Source organism: Diplocloster agilis (assembly GCF_019042275.1).
In the GTDB taxonomy this organism is placed as follows: Bacteria; Bacillota; Clostridia; order Lachnospirales; family Lachnospiraceae; genus Diplocloster; species Diplocloster agilis.
In genome coordinates, this window is record NZ_JAHQCW010000036.1 from 1 (window position 1) to 17,036 (window position 17,036).

A 17,036-nucleotide genomic window follows, 5' to 3' on the forward strand; every position below is an offset into this window, starting at 1 on the left:
ACGGCGGACTTCACGTCCGACGGGCAAGAGCCTCTGAACCGGGAACACATCACGTGTTCCTGGTGAATAGGCTCGGTTCCTGAACCCGGCTTTCCGATTCCACTTAGCGGAGCCTCAGCATAAGCCCTCCGCGCTCCTGGGGAGGCACAAAAGAACCCGGCCATCGGGGGCATTCTCGGATGTCTCAGCTATCCCCAGCCCCCAATCATAAGCAGCGCGCATGCCCAAACCCGTGGAAGAACTTCCTTAAAAGCTTTTTTTCCCGCTTTCTCTTCGCTTTGAGATCTCCTGCTGTTTTAACTCCTCTTCCATTCTTTGTTTTTTACGGCAGATACATTCCTCATCCAGCTCATAAACAGCGGTTCCATCTATTATTAATTGGTCCATGTCAAATTCCTCTTTGCTTCATATAATACATTATATTATATGATTCCACAGGGAAATCGGTCATATCTTTTCGGCCTGGCACATATACATTTTTAAACAAGACCTTTGGAGGTCTCCATGGAAGAAAATGAAAGACTCACAATGACGGCCCTGGATGCCCAGGTCTCTCCCCGGCATCTGCAGATGATCAAGGCGGCTATTCCTTATGTGCATTTAACGGAACAGCGCTTTCTTTCTATTTATGTGAAGTTTCTGGAATTTAAAAATACGATGGATTTCTTCAGCGTGGACGACGATCAGCTGCAGGCATGTTCTCTGAACGCAGACTCATCCGACCCCATGAATATGTTGAATGACATCCGACCCTTCTGTACGGATTCCGAACGGGAAACCATGGATATGCTGCTTAATGTATTTCAGGCCATGAACTTATACCGGGCCTACCAGTCGTCCACCTCATCCTCAGGGGAAAGCGCCGGCCCCGCAAACTCTATGGACGCCTTAAAATCCATGCTCTCTCCGGAACAGCAGGCAATGTTCGATACATACTCAGCCATGCTGAGTAATATGACCTAATCCTATAGGCCCCATGATGATAAACGCTTCAAACCAAGATACCCAAAATCAAATTATTGAAAAGGCTTGTAAAAGTATGATAAGCCGTAAGGAGGTTCCTATGTCAGAAGAAAACTTAACTAACAACCCGAAGCTAAACGGAATAGATCCGGCCAAGCTTCAGATGCTGATGGCCCTGGCCAACCAGGGAAAGGGAAAAGGGATGAACGAAATGATGCCCTTTATGATGGCTGCCATGTCACAGGCCCAGAACAGCGGCATGTCCTTCAACAACAGCGAAATGGACCTGATTATCGAAGCCCTGAAAATGGGTAAATCCCCGGAAGAACAAAAGCAAATTGACTATGTGAAAAATATGGCCGCCATGATGGCCCCGAAAAAGCCATGACGGAAACAGGCTCTATACCCCGTCGGGGGCCCGGCGGGTTCCAACCTTATGGAACTCGCCGGGCCCCCGGCGGATTTCTTTTTATTTCAATATTAGAGCCCAGATTTTTCTCACTCCAGGCTAGTTCCCCCGGTTATATCTCTTCCGGAAAAATTTCACAGATCTTTTTCTGAATCAGGGCTGCCATTTCCTGATGTCCTTTCAGGGTATAGTGGATTCCATCCTGGTCGTTAAGTTCCACCTGGCCCTCGGGGTTTAGATAGTGTATCCGATACTGTCTGGCGATGCGCTCATAATAAGGTGCCAGCTCATGGCTCTTACGAACCGCGCCGTGTAACATCCGGTCCAGGTCGGGATTTCCCACGCTGCGGATGGGAACCGGCGTAATCAATAAAATCTCCGGGGCGTTTTGGTTCCTTCCGGCCTCCGATTTCAGAATCGTTTTAACCAGGTTTTCCATGGCAGTTCCCACGTCAAAGCTGGAGACGGAAAAGCGAAGCTTTAAGTCATTGGTGCCCAGCATGAGAATCACGAGATCCAACGGTTTATGACTCTCCAGACAGGGAAGCAGGTAGGTTTTTCCGTTTTTGTGCTCTTCCACCGGGTCGTCCCAGACGGTAGTGCGGCCGCCCAGGCCTTCTTCAATGACGTAGTACCCGCTGCCTAAGCGTTCCTGGAGGATTCCGGTCCAGCGCTCATGCCGCTCGTAACGGCTGACCAGGTCGGATTTCAGTCCGTAGGTGTTGGAATCCCCATAACACAGTATATTTTTCATGGTATATGGTTCCTTTCTGTTGCGTATTGTTCTCAGGCGGATTTTACTTTTTTAATGCGGTCGGTGTTGGTAAATACATCGAAAGCTACCGCCAGGATCAGGACCAGACCTTTTACCACCTGCTGATAGTATTCGCCGATATTCATAATGGTCAGTCCATTGCTCAAGACGCCGATGATCAGCGCGCCGATAAAGGCGCCGGAGATCTTGCCCTTCCCTCCGTTAATGCTGACGCCGCCGATGACGACCGCGGTAACCACGTCCATCTCCATACTGGTGCCGGATGCGGGAGCGCCGGAGCTGACACGGGCCATCAGGGTCACCCCTGCGATGCCGGCCAGAAACGCGCTGGCGGAATAAAGGGACACTTTAATTTTATCTACGGCGACACCGGCCAGCCTGGCGGCTTCCTCGTTGCCTCCGATGGCATATACGTATCTGCCGTAGTATGTGCGGTTCAGGATAAAGGCCGCTATGACGACAATGACCAGCATGGTGATGACCGGAATGGGAATGGCGCCCACATAGCCCTGTCCTAGCGTTACGACTCCCTCGGGAATATCATAGATGGGAAGGCCGCCGGAAATGATAAAGGCCAGTCCTCTGGCTACCGTCATCATACCCAGGGTGATGACGATGGCGGCTACATGGAGCTTTACGATCAGCAGTCCGGTGATCGTGCCGAACAGGGTTAAAATAACCAGCGTCAGAAGGATCGCCACCACGCTGTTCATCTGGTATTCCACCAGGAACTTGGCGCAGACCACACCGGTCAGGCCAAGCAGGGAACCAACGGTTAAATCCATACCCCCGGAGATGATGACAAAGGTCATGCCGGCGGAGAGGATTCCAAGAACCGCAACCTGGCGCAGGATATTGATCATATTTTTGGCTGCAAAGAACGTATCTGTCATGACGGCAAAAAAGATAACCATAATGACCAGTAAGATAATGGTACTGAATTGTTTTAAAATATTTTTGCTCTTCATATTTTTATCCCTCCATCAATTCTTTCCGGAAGCCAGTTCCAGAATCTTCGTCTGCGTCGCTTCCTCCTTGGATAACTCACCCGTGACTTCTCCCTCATGCATAACCAGAATCCGGTCGGACATACCAAGCAGTTCCGGCATCTCTGAGGATATCATGATAATCGCCATCCCCTCTTTTGCCAGCTGGTTCATCAGCATGTAGATCTCCTGTTTGGCGCCCACATCGATCCCTCGGGTAGGCTCGTCAAAGATCAGGATATCGGATTTGCTGGCCATGGATTTGGCCAATACCACTTTCTGCTGGTTACCGCCGGACAGGTTCTTGGCCAGCTGTTCCATGGAGGGCGTCTTGATTTTCAGCCGGTCAATGTAGGACTGGGCCAGATTCCGGTCTGCTTTGCGGTTTACAACGGCCGCTTTACAAATATCCCGGATGGATATAAAGGAAATATTATCCCGGATACTCATCTCCAGCAGGACTCCGTGCTTCTTCCGGTCCTCGGGTATGAGGGCAATCCCGTCCCTGATCCCGTCCCTTGGCTTTTTGATCTCCACTTTTTTCCCGTGGACATAGACTTCACCGGATGATTTTGGATCCGCGCCGTAGATCGCCCGGACGGTTTCCGTCCTGCCGGCGCCCACAAGGCCAGCCAGCCCCAGGATTTCGCCTTTTTTTACGCTTAAGTTTACATTTTTAAGAAGCGACGGGGTGGACAGGTTTCTGACTTCCAGTACGGTTTCCCCGATTTCCTTGTCTACCGTCGGATACTGCTGGTCATCCAGCGTGCGGCCCACCATCATGCTGATCAGTTCGGCACGGCCGGTCTCTTGCGTCTGCCTGGTTCCCACGTATTCCCCGTCCCGCATGATGGTCACCCGGTCGGCGATCTGGAAGATCTCCTCCATACGATGGGATATGTATATGATCGCCACTCCTTTTTTCTTCAGCTGTTCCACGATCCGGAACATAGCTTCGATCTCCCGGTTCGTCAGAGGAGCGGACGGTTCGTCCATAATCAATACTTTTACGTCATTGGATATAGTCTTAGCGATTTCCACCAGCTGCTGGTAGGCCACGGTCAGGCTTCTGACCGGTTTGGTCACATCGATTTTGATTCCAAAGCCTTCCATAATCTCCCTGGCTTTCTGATTCATCAGCTTCCGGTTAATGGTAAGGCCTTTGGTTAATTTATTTCCCAGAAATATATTCTCCGCAATGGAAAGCTCCGGAACCAGGTTGAATTCCTGGTAGATGACCCCGATCCCCAGCTTCTGGGACAGGATCGGATTCATTTCACTGTATGATTTTCCTTCATATATAATTTCTCCGGCATTGGGCTTGATGGCTCCGGAGATGACCTTGATCAGGGTGGATTTTCCGGCTCCATTCTCTCCCATCAAAGCGTGGACTTCTCCTTTATAAAATGTAACGTCCATATCACTTAACGCTTTCACACCCGGATATTCCTTCGTGATATGTTTTAATTCCAGAATTTTCTCCATATCCACTCCTCCTTCAAGAAGTTCTTAACATACTACAGGCACCGATACCGCTTACGGTTTGTAACATCGGTGCCTGTTCTGGTGCCGTCTGCTTATTTGTAATCAGAGATATTGTCCGGGGTTACCGCAACCAGCTCCTGATTGAAATCTTTCTCATACTGACCGCCGTCGATCACTGCGATACAGGTATCCACTAACTTCTGTCCGGTTCCGGTCGGATTCTGGTCTACGGTGAACTGATAGATCGTACCCTCGCTGATCTTATTCAGCGCTTCGTCCGTGGCATCCACACCGGCAATGATATATTTTTCAGGATCGGTCATCTGGTTTGCCTTGAAGGCTTCATACGCGCCAAGCGCCGCTCCGTCGCTGACACCGCATACGATTCTCAGTTCCGGATGCGCCTGCAGGAAGTTTTCGGTTGCAGTCATACCTTCCGTCTGATCCGCCGCTGTGGCATCCGCTACGAATTCCACATTCGGAGCATTTTCCTGAACCCCTTCCATGATTCCCACTTTTCTCTGGATAACGGATTCCAGCAGATCATAGTTTAAGGTTCCGGCTTCGATCTTCTCTTCGGTTCCCCATTTATCCGCGATCCATTTTCCAACCGCAAGGCCCTGGGTATATCCTAACTGATACTCATCTGCGCCGATATATGCGTCATAGCCGTCTACCTTGGAAGTATGGCACACAACCGCGATCCCAGCGTCTTTGGCTTCTTTTACTACGGGAGCCAGAGCGGTCGGGTCCACTGCGGTTACGATGATTCCGTTTACCCCTGCCTGAATGAAGTTTTCAAGGGCTGCCACCTGGGTCTCAGAGGAGTTGTTGGCGTCGTTGACGATCAGCTCGCCGCCTACCGCGTCTACCGCTTTCTGTGCGGAAGCTACCATGTCGATGAAAAACTGTCCGGACATGGTCAGTACGGAGATACCGATCTTATAGCCGCCGTCTTTCGTCTCGCCATCGTCTGCCTTTGCCTCTTCACCGGCCGGGGTCTTATCCGGTGCGGCTTCCTCTTTTCCCGCTTCCGCCGCCGGTTCCTTCGCTTCTTCTTTGCTGCCGCATCCGGCCAGCATGGAAACTGCCATGGTCATGCATAATAATACGCTTAATAATTTCTTTTTCATTTCATATCCTCCTTGGATTGTTTTTGGTTTATATCAATCTCACCTGCGGAGATTCATATCAATTTTATGTATTGCGTCAATTTGTCGTATCCCGTATGACCAGTTCCCCGTCATACATTACCTGATGATCGATTTCTTCCCCGTTGATTTTGGCGATGACGATCTCCCCCGCCTTTTGACCCAGTTTTCGGATCGGCTGTGCGATCGTGGTAAGGGATGGTTCTATAAGCTCGCTTAAGGAAATATTATCGTATCCCACCACATTGATCTCCTCCGGTATCTGTACCCCTTCCCTTCGCAGCTGCAGCAGGCATCCGATGGCAATCGTATCAATCGCCGCCATGATGGCGTCCGGCCGTCTGCTAAGCTTAAGATAATGCTTTGCCGCCCGCCTTCCAAGCCTGATGTAGTCCGGCTCGTGCTCATGTTCGATCCGGTAGATAAATTCCTGCTTCACAGGAAGTCCGCAGTCCTTTAATCCCTGCAGATACCCCTGATAACGCTCCTCGATAACCGCGATATCTTCCGTGTTCCGTATGTATCCAATTTTGCGTTTGCCCCGTTCAAACAGATAATGCACCGCCTTCCGGGTACTGTTATAGCCGTCTGTCAGCACATAGGAGATTTCCGCATTTTTTTGAAAGATCCGGTCCATGAAAACCACCGGTATTTTATCCGATATTTCCTGGAGATAGCGGATGGTTTTTTCGTTTATCTGATAAGTATTGTATATGATACCGTCCACATTTCTGCGAAGCAGCTCCTCTATGTACTCTTCCTCGGAATTGGAGTGCCGTTCCGTATTGCAGACCAGCACCATATATCCGTGGGCCAGGGCGGTATCCTCCACTCCCCGGAACATTTCACTATAGAACATATTGCTGTATTCCGGTACCAGCATCGCAATCGTCTTGGTTTTCCCGGTACGGATTCCCTGGGCAAAATAACTGGGGGTGTAATTCAGTTCCCGGATCGCCCGTTCAATTGCTGTTCTGGTCTTTTCCTTCACGGAGTCCGGATGGTTTAAAACCCGGGATACGGTTGATTTAGATACTCCCGCCCTCTTCGCCACATCAAATATCGTTGCCATCGCGTTCCTCTGCTTGTTCTGGTTGCGCTTTCATTAATGGGAACATTCCCAAAACTGTTCTAAAAAAAAGCTTATAACTCTTTATATTTTCTGAAAATGCACCTTTGGGAATGTTCCCATTTGTTATGGTTTTATCATAGCAGACACTATTTCCATTGTCAATTACCAAAATTTTTTTCATCATTTTCCCGATTTTTCGATCCGAATTCCGTTAAAATCCGTCCGGTTTTTGTTCTTTTTTCACAAAATACTAAGCTTCATCGTTTTGTTCCTCCAGATCCGCTCCCTCATTTCCTTCTGAAATCTTTCCCATTTTGAAACGCATTTTCACAACGTCCTCTTTCTCATCTTCCTTTCCGCCGCTGTGTCACCCAGAGGGTTTTTGTTCCATAGGGGCACTTTTCTATAGAAAAAAGTGGACTCGCCGGCTATGGGTACAACCGGCGGGTCCTTAATTTCTATTACTTTTCCGTACTCTCACGGCGGCTCCTGAATTCTTTCCAGGTTACCCACAGCGGTCCGGCGACGCAGACTGAAGAATAACATCCGCTGATAATACCCACCAGCAGGGGCAGGGAAAATACCCGGATGGACTCTATATGATAAACCAGGGAAAAGACCAATACGACCGCCACACAGATCGCCGTCGTGACTGCGGTCTTAACCGAACGCCCGATGGTCTCTGTAATACTCCGGTCCACCAGCGCGCACAGGGTTTCCTTCTTTCCGGAGCTCCGCTTTTTTATATTTTCCCGTATCCGGTCATAGAGAACGATCGTATCATTGATGGAATAACCGATAATCGTCAGAGTCACAGCCACAAAGGCGTCATTGACCGGTATCCGGAATACTCCGAAAACAAAAAACACCAGGATCACATCATGAATCAGCGCTGCGACGGCGGATACCCCGGCCGACAGCCCCGACAGGGATTGAAAGCGGACCCAGATATACACAATGATAAAAAGGGCCGACAGCGCGATAGCCAGCGCGGAATTCTTAAGGGCTTTTGCCCCTATGTACGGTTCCACGGCAAAGGTTTCCGACAGCTCGTAACGGGTATCGCTTATCCGATTGATTTCCTCTGATACTGCTTTCTGATCATCCGGGCTGATTCCTTCGTTTCCGGCCAGAGTCAGCACCAGCTTCTTATCCCCGGTTGCGGAATCCTGGGAGGTCTGTACACTGGCCGGCCGTCCAAGCACCTTATTCGCTGCTTCTTTGATCTTCTCCGTGTCCGCCTCGCCTGAGTACGTATATTTTAATACCACTCCTCCGGTAAACTGGGTGTCCAGTTTCACACCGTTGACCGCCGTGACTATTCCGCCGATGAGAAGCACGCAGGCCGTAAAGAGAAAGACCCATTTTCTCTTTTCCGCAAACCGGATTCTTTTTCTTTCTTTTTTCTTTCGGAAAAACTTTTCTTTGTTACATTTATCATAACGAATCACGGATTCCAGCATAAATCTGGACATCCAGACACCGGCCAGCAGATTGATGATCACGCCGGTAAACAGGGTATAACCAAAGCTTAACATGGTCCCGGAACCAAAGATCATCAGGATCACCGCCACCGCCGCCGTAGTCAGATTCCCGTCCAGCACAGAGGAAAATGCGTTATGATATCCCTTTTTCACAGCGCTTCGGATGCCGGACCCGGTCTTTAATTCTTCCCCGATCCGTTCACTGATAATAATGTTGGCATCCACCGCCATGCCCACAGAGAGGATCAGTCCGGCGATACCGGGCAGCGTAAGCGTATACTGCGGTATGGATAAGGCCAGGATCTGAAGGCACATCTGAAATACCAACGTCAGACAGCTGATCACTCCGGGCAGCCGGTATATGCTGATCATAAAGATAATCACAAGCAAAACCGCCACGATAGAAGCAGTTATCATCGCTTTCAAAGCCTGGCTCCCAAGCGTCGGGCTGATGGTATTATAATTACTGGTTTCCATAGAGAACGGCAGGGCGCCGGAATTGATCTTATCCGACAAAGCCTTGGCCTCCTCGTAATTCGCCATACCGTTGATCACGGCCTGCCCTCCGCTGATCGCCTGTTTGACTTTGGGATTGGATATCATCTGTTCATCCATATAGATTCCCATCTGCTCTCCGACCAGCTTCTGCGTGGCTAACGCAAAGGCTTTCTCTCCCTCTGAGTCAAACTGAAGCTCGACTTCATACTCGCCGGTCTGAGAATTTCGTGTAACGGAGCTGTCCGCCACGTTTTGTCCCTCCACCAGGACATTTCCCTGCGGGTCCCGGAAGGTAAGTTTCGCGGTCTCCCCTAATTCGGAGATCGCCTGCTCCGGGTTGAACTCTTTTTCGTCGGATTTCCACGGAAAGCGGACTATGATATGCCCTTCATTTTTATCAACGGTTACTTCCCGGTCCGTAATGTTCTGGGCGTCCAGCCTGCTCTCCATGACATTGCGCGCCGCTTCCATCTGCTTTTCCGACGGAATCCCGGTTACTCCAACCGGCTCAAACACCGCCTCCACTCCGCCGCGGATATCGATGCCAAAACGCATATCCCGGATTCCTTTTATGTCGCTGCCCGCTCCGAAAATAGTAAGCAAAAGAAAGCCTGCAATGAGTATCATTGCAAACCATATGTGATTTTTTTTATCTTTCAAGGTACGGTTCCTCCAATTTTTATTTTAATCAGTTTTGGATTTAGATGAAAACCGCACGTTTTTTTCCGTCCGACCTGTGAATGATATAGACCTGATTCATCAGAACACATAAGAATTTCAGACAGACCAAGCGAATCCAAAGAAGACTGTTGCAGATTCGTCCCAACAGGAATTCCATCGATAACAGCAGCAAAATGGCCAGTACACCGTTATAGAAAATCTCTTCATCCCGCTGGGAAAAAGGATTCGTAATTCTCCCGCTTGTCTCCTGTCCCTGCATACCGATCGTGATCTCCATGGGAGACACCACGGTAAATGCCGGAATCCTCTGGTAACTGTAAGCAGAAATCTGCGTATCCTCCAAAACGGCAGCATTAGTCTGCGCTTCGGAGCCTGCCCCGTTTTTCACCAGGGCAAGGAGAAGGAAAATCAAAACTATAGTTAAAATCATGCTTACAGACTTTTTCATAGCGCCGCATCCTTTGCCAGACATATACCGGTACCGCTGTTATCTCTGTTACCCGTTCTATTATATTTTATTTAAGGCCGTTTTGCAAACATTTTCATCTGAATGATACCCGGAAGGATATACGGTATTTCTGCCTGAACATACCCTGTTTCGGTTGACAAGCCCTGCAGCTATCCCCTAAGATAAAATCAGATAATTTGAAAGCCAGTCATGGCACAAAAAAATCCCACACATATGAAGGAGGACCATCTATGAGACGCTCCAGTATCCTATTACTGCTCTGCCTTATCCTGGCAGCAGCAGCCTGCGGCCCCGCTTCCAAAACTACCGCCTACAGCTATGACGGTGACACCGAATATACCGTGGCTGACCGAAGTCTGATTCTTAAGGATATACCGGCATCTGACCCGGAGGAAACCGTGATCCTTGAATTTTTATATACGATACAGGGAGAATTCGATAAAAAGAAAGAGATCCTGGCGGATATCGAGCCACACAGCATCTCTATTGATAATGAGAAGGAGAATTTTGACAACGGCATTTATATCAAATCCTGCACCGTACACCAGATCGACACCCTGACCCCGGAACAATATGAAGAGCCAAAATCTGAGGATGGTTCCGATAATCCTCTGTACTACTATGGGATCGGGGATGAGATCGAACAGTACCAGCTGACCGACTATACCGTCGTCCATGTGAAATTTTCCTGGGATTACTCGGAGAAAATGTTGGAAATGGGCCCCCAGTGGGGACCCGGTGAACACGAGAGAAGTTTCCTGGTAGGGAAAACCAAAAGCGATAAAAATTATAAAATCTATAGTTTTGGCTTTATGTAAGGCTGTTGCCCGCTCCCACTCTTAGGCGGCGGGCTTATCCGTACATATGGAAGGCCCCCGGCCCGGGCCGCCGCCGTGACTCAGCCGCCGCAAAAACCGAATCATCACAGCTCCGGCCAGAGCCGACATAAATACCTCCGTCAGGGCCTGCGCGAAAGGAAGCCCGTACAGAGGGAACAGGAAATTTAAAAGATACATAAACGGAATCTCCAGAACCGGTTTTCTCATAATCGCAAAGGCCAGGGATTCTTTTCCCATTCCCACCGCCTGGAACGTGCTCACGCACAGGAAATCGATGGCCAAAAACGGCTGTGCAAGACAGAAACCCTTCAGGAACAGCGAGCCGAAGGCCACCGTATCCGCATCCTCGATAAAAAACCTTACCAGAGGGTTCGAGCCAAAGAACATCACCGCCGCGGACACGATCAGCAGACTTTCCGCAATCTTCATAGTAAATCCCATGGCCGCTTTCATACGCTTCGTATTGCCGCTGGCGAAATTATAGCTGATCAGCGGCATGACGCCCTGGGCCAGCCCCATGGCCAGATACATAGGTACCATATTTATCTTCGAGCAAATGCCCATGGCCGCTAGGACCGCAGCGCCGAACGGGGCCGCCAGGTTATTCAGCACCGTACTTCCTATCACATTTAACAGGTTCTGAATCGCCGCCGGAATTCCCACGGTACATACGCCCAGCACTACATTTCTCCGCAGTTTAAAAGAGCGCGGCGATATGTTGACGCAGCTTTTCCCCCGTTTTATCCACAGATAAACCAAAAAGTAAATAAGCGCAAAACAATTCGAGATACAGGTAGCCAGTCCCGCTCCCTCCGCGCCCATATTAAATCCCCAGGGCAGCACAAAAACCGGGTCCAGCGCGATATTTAACAGGCAGCCGCTCATGGTGCCGATACTGGCGTTTACGGAAGCGCCCTCCGAACGGATCATATAAGCCATCACCACATTCAGAATAGCCGGAACCGCGCCGATCGTCACCGTCCAGTCCAGATAAGCGCTGGTGGCCGAGATCGTTTCCACATCCGCCCCCAGAATACCTAAGAGCCCAGGCCGGAACACGGTACACAGAAGAGAAAACAAGATCCCGCAGATCAGCGCGCCGTAGAATCCGAACGCCGAACTCAGCCGGACCGTCTCCATATCTTTTCTCCCCAGCGAACGGCTCATCATACTGGAGCTGCCCACCCCGAACAGATTATTCACCGCGTTAAAGGCCAGCAGCACCGGAGCCGCCAGCGTAACCGCCGCCGTCTGCACAGGCGCATTTAGCAGACCGACAAAATACGTATCCGCCATGCTGTAAATCACCGTCACCAACGAACTGATAACCGTCGGGACCGACAGCGCGGCGACTGCCCTAGGTATCGGTTCCCGCTCAAATATCGCCTCTTTTTCTACTGTAACTGCCATTTTTCTTACTCCCCTATCTTATTCATGGACTCCTCTTCCATCTCTGCAAAATATACAAAAGCGAGAACGGGCCGGGGCTTTGCTCTAAGCCTGCCCCAGCCCGATCCCGCCCTCATATTTTCCTCCGTGGCGCGTGCACCGCACCATAAATTCTACGGAAATAAGTTCCGAAAAAAGGTTCACACAACCTTATCCGCCTATCTGCACATCCAGCCCGGTAGTCTTCGCCACTTCGAACAGCTCCTGCATCCGGTCATTTTCCGGCGGCACGATATTTGGCAGCAGATATTCCCTGTCAAGCTGCCCGTACTTATCCTGACCCAGCCTGTGATAAGGAAGCAGATGTATCTTCTTCACCCCGGGCAGCGAACGGGCGAACTGGGCGATCTCCAGGATCTCCTCCGGCGTATCGTTAAAGGTCGGAATCACCGGCACCCGGATAACCAGGTTCTGTCCCGTTTCCGCGATTTTCCTGGCGTTTTTCAGAATTCTTTCATTGCTCTGGGAGGTGTACAGCTTATGCTTCGCCTCATTGATATGTTTGATGTCCATCAGGAACACATCCAGGTACGGAAGGATCTTGTCCCGGATCACAGCAAAATCCGCGAATCCCGTGGATTCCAGCGCGGTGCTGATCCCCGCTTCCTTCGCCGCCTGCAGCAAAGCGCCGGCGAAATCCGGCTGCAGCAGCGCCTCTCCCCCGGACAGGGTAAGACCCCCGCCGGAGCGGCGGTAATGGGCCCGGTCCTGTAAGACCTCCTCCATCACTTCCTCTACCGTCACATCCCGGCCGATGACCTTCTCTTTCCCGTCCACCGTCATAGTTTCGATCTGATGGCTCTGGGATTCCGGGTTACAGCACCACTTGCACCGAAGCGGACATCCCTTCAGGAAAACGATGGTCCGTATCCCCGGTCCGTCATGGATGGAAAATTTCTGTATGTCAAATATCCTGCCTGTCTGGCTTTTCACACTGTGATCCATGTTACCTCCAGCGGCTGCGACTATCCCGCTCTTACTCCCGGCTGATATCCGGCGCGTGTCCTAACCGCTTATATCTGTCCTATTAGAATTCCCGCACGTTATTCGAATTCCACACTTATAACCTCTGTACCTATTAGAACCCCTGTACCTTTTAGAATCCCTGCACGGTTCGGTTGATGATATCATCCTGCAAAGATTTGGACAAGGTCGTAAACAATGCGCTGTAGCCGGCCACCCGGACTACCAGGTTCTTATATTTCTCAGGATGAGCCTGCGCATCCAAAAGTGTCTCTCTGCTCACGACGTTAAACTGCATATGCATACCCTTCTGATCGAAAAATGCCCGGATCAGAGACACAAATTTCTGAAGTCCCTCCATACCGCTTAAAGCGGAAGGATGGAATTTCTGGTTAAATAAGGTACCGTTTGAAGCGATCATGTGATCCAATCTGGACACAGAGTTGGCCGTAGCGGTAGGGCCTTTCGTATCTTTTCCCTGTACCGGCCCCACGCCGTCGGCGATCGGCGTACCGGCGAGCCTTCCGTCCGGGGTCGCTCCTGTCTGCGCGCCCAGCGGAACATTGGCGGATACCGGATACAAACCGGCCTGGTAGATCCCGCCTCTGGGATTCTTATAGTTCTGCAGGGGTTTCGTGTAGGTATAAGCCACTTCCCTGGCAAACGCATCCACCTCAGGTATGTCGTTTCCATATTTTGGCACATCATTGATCCAGGCCAGCAGCTGGTCATACTTTTTCTTGTCCGCTTCGGATACTTTATTTTCTTTTACCGTCTCATAGATCACCCGGATTTCCTTAGGGCCTACGCTCTGACCGGCCCGGGCCATCTCTTTGGCTATCTCAGTAGTAAGAGACTGTAGCTGCTGCTCGCTTAAGCCCTTGCCGAAGTTATCGTCCAATGCTTTTTTGAATTCCGGGAGCGTAAGCTTCTTCTCATCGAATACCAGTTTCTTAACCGCAAGCAGAGAATCCGTCATATTGGCAATGCCGAATCCCTGTGGGCCGGTAAAGTTATAGACGGCTCCGCCTTCCTGCAGCGATTTTCCCCGCTTGATACAGTCATCGATCATACAGGACTGGAACGGAAGCGGGCACCGCTCCGCATGGGCCACATCGATCGCGTTGTCCGCATTGACCATAAGCCCGATAAAATAATTCATCTGCTCCTTATAGGCTTCCATAAATTCTTCAAAGTTCTTCATGGCAGCGATATCCTTGGTTTTTACGCCCACCTGGACACCGTTTTCCATTCCGCCTGAGAATACCATCTCCAGCGGACGGCACATATTGAAAAATGCGGCGTCATGCCACCCGTCTGTCTTGCCGGCCTTCTGGGGTTCCACACAGCCGATGATATTATAGGTTCTGGCATCCTCTATCGTCACATTGCGGCTCATCAGGGCCGGGATAATCACCTCATCATTGTAATAAGCCGGAAGTCCCACGCCGGTCCGGGTCAGTTTCGCCGCTTTGATCAGGAATTCATCCGGCGTGCCGTTCCAGACTCTCACGGAAAGGGAAGGGGCGGGCAGCTGGGTATGCATGGACGCTTCGATGCACATAAATGATAAATCGTTCGTCACATCATTTCCCTCTTCATCCTGGCCTCCTGCGATCAGATTCTGGAACAGGCTGTATCCTGCGAATCCTTCCGCGGAATCTTTGTCCCGCACCTTATTCAGGTCGTTTAATTTCACCCAGATGCAGTCCATCAGCTCCTGGGCAAATTCACGGGTAATCTTCCCGGCTTCCATATCCGCTTTGTAGTACGGATACATATACTGGTCGAACCGTCCGGGAGAAATAGAGTGGCCGGAGGATTCCGTCTGAATCAGCATCTGCACAAACCAGAAGGACTGACATGCCTCATAGAAGGATCTGGCCGGCTTCGCCGGTACCCGCGCACAATTTTGGGCGATCAAAAGCAGTTCTAATTTTCTCTGCTTATCGGTCTCTTTTGCCGCCTCGGCAAGCGCCAGCGCAGCATAACGATACGCGTAATCGATAGCGGCCTGGCAGCTTAAAATGACCGCTTCCAGGAAATGGGATCTTTTCGCATAATCCGCGTCAGACACACGGCAAGCACATAGCTCCGCTTCCGCTTTGGCCTTGATTCCCTCAAAACCGATTTCCAGCACCTCTTCGTATTTTACGGTGAAATGCCCGATACCGTTATAAAAATAGTTTCCCGGCGTAAAAATGTTATGTTCCATAGCCACCAGAGTCTCGGGCGCCATATAGGAAGTGGCCAGCTCGCTGGTCGTCTTTCCCTTCCAGTATTGATACACTTCGTGGAGTTTTTTCTTCGTATCCTCCGACATATAGAACGGATCAGCGTCTCTTGTGGCCACCGTGTCAAATTCTCTTTCCAGCCATTCAAAAGAATACTCCGGGAACACCTGGCATCCTCTGGGCGCAATGCTGTTGCTTCCGACGATCAGCTCATCCGGCCGGATCGTAATGGGAAGCTCTTTGCAGATCTTGTGAAAAGCTTTGGCTCTTCTGGTAATCACCGGCTCCCCTTCCGTCTCTTTATAACTTTCGGTCAGCAAAACAGCCCGGTCAGCCTCTATCACCGGCAATTTTTCATACAGATGATCGATGAGTTTCTGAATTCTCGGGCTCTTTTCTATATCTTCATCATAAAATTTTCCCACTGCTCGTACCTCCTGAAATGTGATCGGTTTGAAAACTACAGCAGTTCCTAAAACTACAGCAGTTCCTTTAACACCCGCTGTCCATACTCCGCCAGCTCATGATCCTGCTCTCCGGTTCCGCCGCTGATTCCAAGGCCTCCGATAATCGTATCCCCCGCTTTCAGCGGGACGCCGCCGCCAAAGATGATCAGCCGGCCGTTATCGGCTTTATCGACACCGTAGAAGGTACCGCCCGGCTGCGCTAAAGCGCTCAATTCCATCGTGGACATTTTCACCGCCACCGATGTGTATGCCTTCTTCATGGCTATATCAAAGCTTGCCAAAAACGCGCCGTCCATCACATGAACCGCCACCGGATTGCCTTCCGGCGTACAGATGGCGATCACGGAAGGAAGCCCCATCTGCAGCGCGTGCAGCTCTATTTTCTCTATCAGCTTTTTCGCCAGATCCAGCCCCACACGGCCGGGAGTTCCTAGCCTGTGCAGCACGGCCTGCACCAGCGCTTCATTCATTTCTTTCATCTGCATACCGTCCTGTTCCTTTGTCTGTGCATCCCCGGCCGGCTTCTGAAACGCAGCCGCATCCCCCGCGGCCGCTACCTGGGGTTCCTGAAGAGCCGCCGGCTGATCCTTTTGCCGGTTGCTTTCTGCGTAGTCCGTATACCTGGCCAGCATATAGAGATAATCGGCCAGCCGGTTCATATACTGTTTTATGATCTGGTCGCCGCCGTATTTTTTATCCACGGCCACCAGCCAGCGCTCCGCTCTTCTGGCCACGGTCCGGGCCACATCCATCTGCGCCGAACGTCTGGTTTTACCGGGGAGGATAAACTTCTTCTCCCGCTCAAACAAGCTCTCCAGGCGGTTGATCTCCTGCTCCAGAGCCGTGACTTCCTCTTTGTTCAACCGGTAATCCTTATTAAACGGATCCGCCACCTTCGCCATAACCGTCATCAGATTATTTTGTATCCGTTCCAGGAATTCCACGACGCCTGTCTGGTCCGCATCCGCTTTAACTAGACCCAGGTTGCTGGTCAGTTCATCTATCGTCCCCAGCAGCTGGATCCGGTCATCGGATTTGGATATATTTTTTTCTTTCATCAGGCTTGTCATACCACTGTCGCCGGTTCTAGTATAAATACTCATACGTCATT

16 protein-coding genes are annotated in these 17,036 nt (G+C 50.6%); 3 read left to right on the forward strand and 13 right to left on the reverse strand.

Features of this window, described 5'->3' with window-relative positions; translation table 11 throughout:
- Positions 1 to 246: 246 nt before the first annotated feature.
- Positions 247 to 387 (reverse strand): hypothetical protein, encoded by a 141-nt coding sequence (locus tag KTH89_RS18245; protein WP_238722638.1) that lies wholly within the window; start codon positions 385 to 387, stop codon positions 247 to 249.
- 117 nt (positions 388 to 504) lie between these two features.
- On the opposite strand from KTH89_RS18245, the gene KTH89_RS18250 reads away from it, so the two are divergent.
- Both KTH89_RS18250 and KTH89_RS18255 read left to right on the forward strand, forming a co-directional pair.
- Entirely contained in the window at positions 505 to 963 is a 459-nt protein-coding gene (locus tag KTH89_RS18250; RefSeq protein ID WP_158344306.1) for a hypothetical protein, read from the forward strand.
- A gap of 100 nt (positions 964 to 1,063) precedes the next feature.
- Positions 1,064 to 1,351, forward strand: coding sequence for a hypothetical protein (locus tag KTH89_RS18255; RefSeq protein ID WP_238722639.1), 288 nt, complete (start codon positions 1,064 to 1,066; stop codon positions 1,349 to 1,351).
- 133 nt (positions 1,352 to 1,484) lie between these two features.
- Here KTH89_RS18255 and KTH89_RS18260 read toward each other — a convergent pair whose 3' ends face one another.
- The 8 genes from KTH89_RS18260 to KTH89_RS18295 all read right to left on the reverse strand — a co-directional run bounded on the left by KTH89_RS18260 (position 1,485) and on the right by KTH89_RS18295 (position 9,952).
- Positions 1,485 to 2,126 (reverse strand): SGNH/GDSL hydrolase family protein, encoded by a 642-nt coding sequence (locus tag KTH89_RS18260; RefSeq protein WP_238722640.1) that lies wholly within the window; start codon positions 2,124 to 2,126, stop codon positions 1,485 to 1,487.
- A gap of 32 nt (positions 2,127 to 2,158) precedes the next feature.
- Positions 2,159 to 3,115 carry an ABC transporter permease gene (locus tag KTH89_RS18265; protein ID WP_158344305.1) on the reverse strand — a complete coding sequence of 319 codons (957 nt, stop codon included), beginning with the start codon at positions 3,113 to 3,115 and terminating at the stop codon, positions 2,159 to 2,161.
- Between the two features lie 15 nt (positions 3,116 to 3,130).
- Entirely contained in the window at positions 3,131 to 4,618 is a 1,488-nt protein-coding gene (locus tag KTH89_RS18270) for a sugar ABC transporter ATP-binding protein (RefSeq protein ID WP_158344304.1), read from the reverse strand.
- Between the two features lie 92 nt (positions 4,619 to 4,710).
- On the reverse strand, positions 4,711 to 5,751 hold the full coding sequence (locus KTH89_RS18275) for a sugar ABC transporter substrate-binding protein (RefSeq protein ID WP_238722641.1): 1,041 nt from the start codon (positions 5,749 to 5,751) through the stop codon (positions 4,711 to 4,713).
- A gap of 76 nt (positions 5,752 to 5,827) precedes the next feature.
- A complete protein-coding gene (locus KTH89_RS18280) occupies positions 5,828 to 6,841 on the reverse strand; it encodes a LacI family DNA-binding transcriptional regulator (RefSeq protein WP_238722643.1) in 1,014 nt (337 codons plus the stop codon).
- Positions 6,825 to 7,025, reverse strand: coding sequence for a hypothetical protein (locus tag KTH89_RS18285; RefSeq protein WP_238722644.1), 201 nt, complete (start codon positions 7,023 to 7,025; stop codon positions 6,825 to 6,827). Before KTH89_RS18285 ends, KTH89_RS18280 begins: the two co-directional genes overlap by 17 nt.
- 277 nt (positions 7,026 to 7,302) lie before the next feature.
- Positions 7,303 to 9,483, reverse strand: a complete 2,181-nt coding sequence (secD, locus tag KTH89_RS18290; RefSeq protein WP_238722645.1) for a protein translocase subunit SecD — start codon at positions 9,481 to 9,483, stop codon at positions 7,303 to 7,305.
- 40 nt (positions 9,484 to 9,523) lie between these two features.
- Positions 9,524 to 9,952, reverse strand: a complete 429-nt coding sequence (locus tag KTH89_RS18295; protein ID WP_238722647.1) for a hypothetical protein — start codon at positions 9,950 to 9,952, stop codon at positions 9,524 to 9,526.
- A 251-nt stretch (positions 9,953 to 10,203) separates the two neighbouring features.
- Here KTH89_RS18295 and KTH89_RS18300 point away from each other — a divergent pair, with 251 nt between their 5' ends.
- A complete protein-coding gene (locus KTH89_RS18300; RefSeq protein WP_238722648.1) occupies positions 10,204 to 10,791 on the forward strand; it encodes a hypothetical protein in 588 nt (195 codons plus the stop codon).
- A 21-nt stretch (positions 10,792 to 10,812) separates the two neighbouring features.
- Here the strand turns inward: KTH89_RS18300 and KTH89_RS18305 are convergent, their stop codons facing one another.
- From KTH89_RS18305 to KTH89_RS18320, 4 genes are all read right to left on the reverse strand, one after another.
- Positions 10,813 to 12,222: an MATE family efflux transporter gene (locus KTH89_RS18305; RefSeq protein WP_238722649.1), complete on the reverse strand. Its 1,410-nt coding sequence runs from the start codon at positions 12,220 to 12,222 to the stop codon at positions 10,813 to 10,815.
- A 189-nt stretch (positions 12,223 to 12,411) separates the two neighbouring features.
- Positions 12,412 to 13,206: a glycyl-radical enzyme activating protein gene (locus KTH89_RS18310; protein ID WP_238722650.1), complete on the reverse strand. Its 795-nt coding sequence runs from the start codon at positions 13,204 to 13,206 to the stop codon at positions 12,412 to 12,414.
- Positions 13,207 to 13,357: 151 nt separating this feature from the next.
- Entirely contained in the window at positions 13,358 to 15,883 is a 2,526-nt protein-coding gene (locus KTH89_RS18315) for a glycyl radical protein (protein ID WP_238722651.1), read from the reverse strand.
- Positions 15,884 to 15,936: 53 nt separating this feature from the next.
- Entirely contained in the window at positions 15,937 to 17,028 is a 1,092-nt protein-coding gene (locus tag KTH89_RS18320; RefSeq protein WP_238722653.1) for a cob(I)yrinic acid a,c-diamide adenosyltransferase, read from the reverse strand.
- Between the last annotated feature and the right edge of the window lie 8 nt (positions 17,029 to 17,036).

Bases quoted from the DNA above. Each gene is read 5' to 3' on its own strand.
- KTH89_RS18265 (WP_158344305.1), bottom strand. From the start codon at position 3,115: ATGAAGAGCAAAAATATTTTAAAACAATTCAGTACCATTATCTTACTG.
- KTH89_RS18285 (WP_238722644.1), bottom strand. From the start codon at position 7,025: ATGATGAAAAAAATTTTGGTAATTGACAATGGAAATAGTGTCTGCTAT.
- KTH89_RS18270 (WP_158344304.1), bottom strand. From the start codon at position 4,618: ATGGAGAAAATTCTGGAATTAAAACATATCACGAAGGAATATCCGGGT.
- KTH89_RS18320 (WP_238722653.1), bottom strand. From the start codon at position 17,028: ATGAGTATTTATACTAGAACCGGCGACAGTGGTATGACAAGCCTGATG.
- KTH89_RS18300 (WP_238722648.1), top strand. From the start codon at position 10,204: ATGAGACGCTCCAGTATCCTATTACTGCTCTGCCTTATCCTGGCAGCA.
- KTH89_RS18250 (WP_158344306.1), top strand. From the start codon at position 505: ATGGAAGAAAATGAAAGACTCACAATGACGGCCCTGGATGCCCAGGTC.
- KTH89_RS18280 (WP_238722643.1), bottom strand. From the start codon at position 6,841: ATGGCAACGATATTTGATGTGGCGAAGAGGGCGGGAGTATCTAAATCA.
- KTH89_RS18260 (WP_238722640.1), bottom strand. From the start codon at position 2,126: ATGAAAAATATACTGTGTTATGGGGATTCCAACACCTACGGACTGAAA.
- KTH89_RS18310 (WP_238722650.1), bottom strand. From the start codon at position 13,206: ATGGATCACAGTGTGAAAAGCCAGACAGGCAGGATATTTGACATACAG.
- KTH89_RS18255 (WP_238722639.1), top strand. From the start codon at position 1,064: ATGTCAGAAGAAAACTTAACTAACAACCCGAAGCTAAACGGAATAGAT.
- KTH89_RS18275 (WP_238722641.1), bottom strand. From the start codon at position 5,751: ATGAAAAAGAAATTATTAAGCGTATTATTATGCATGACCATGGCAGTT.
- KTH89_RS18295 (WP_238722647.1), bottom strand. From the start codon at position 9,952: ATGAAAAAGTCTGTAAGCATGATTTTAACTATAGTTTTGATTTTCCTT.
- KTH89_RS18245 (WP_238722638.1), bottom strand. From the start codon at position 387: ATGGACCAATTAATAATAGATGGAACCGCTGTTTATGAGCTGGATGAG.
- KTH89_RS18305 (WP_238722649.1), bottom strand. From the start codon at position 12,222: ATGGCAGTTACAGTAGAAAAAGAGGCGATATTTGAGCGGGAACCGATA.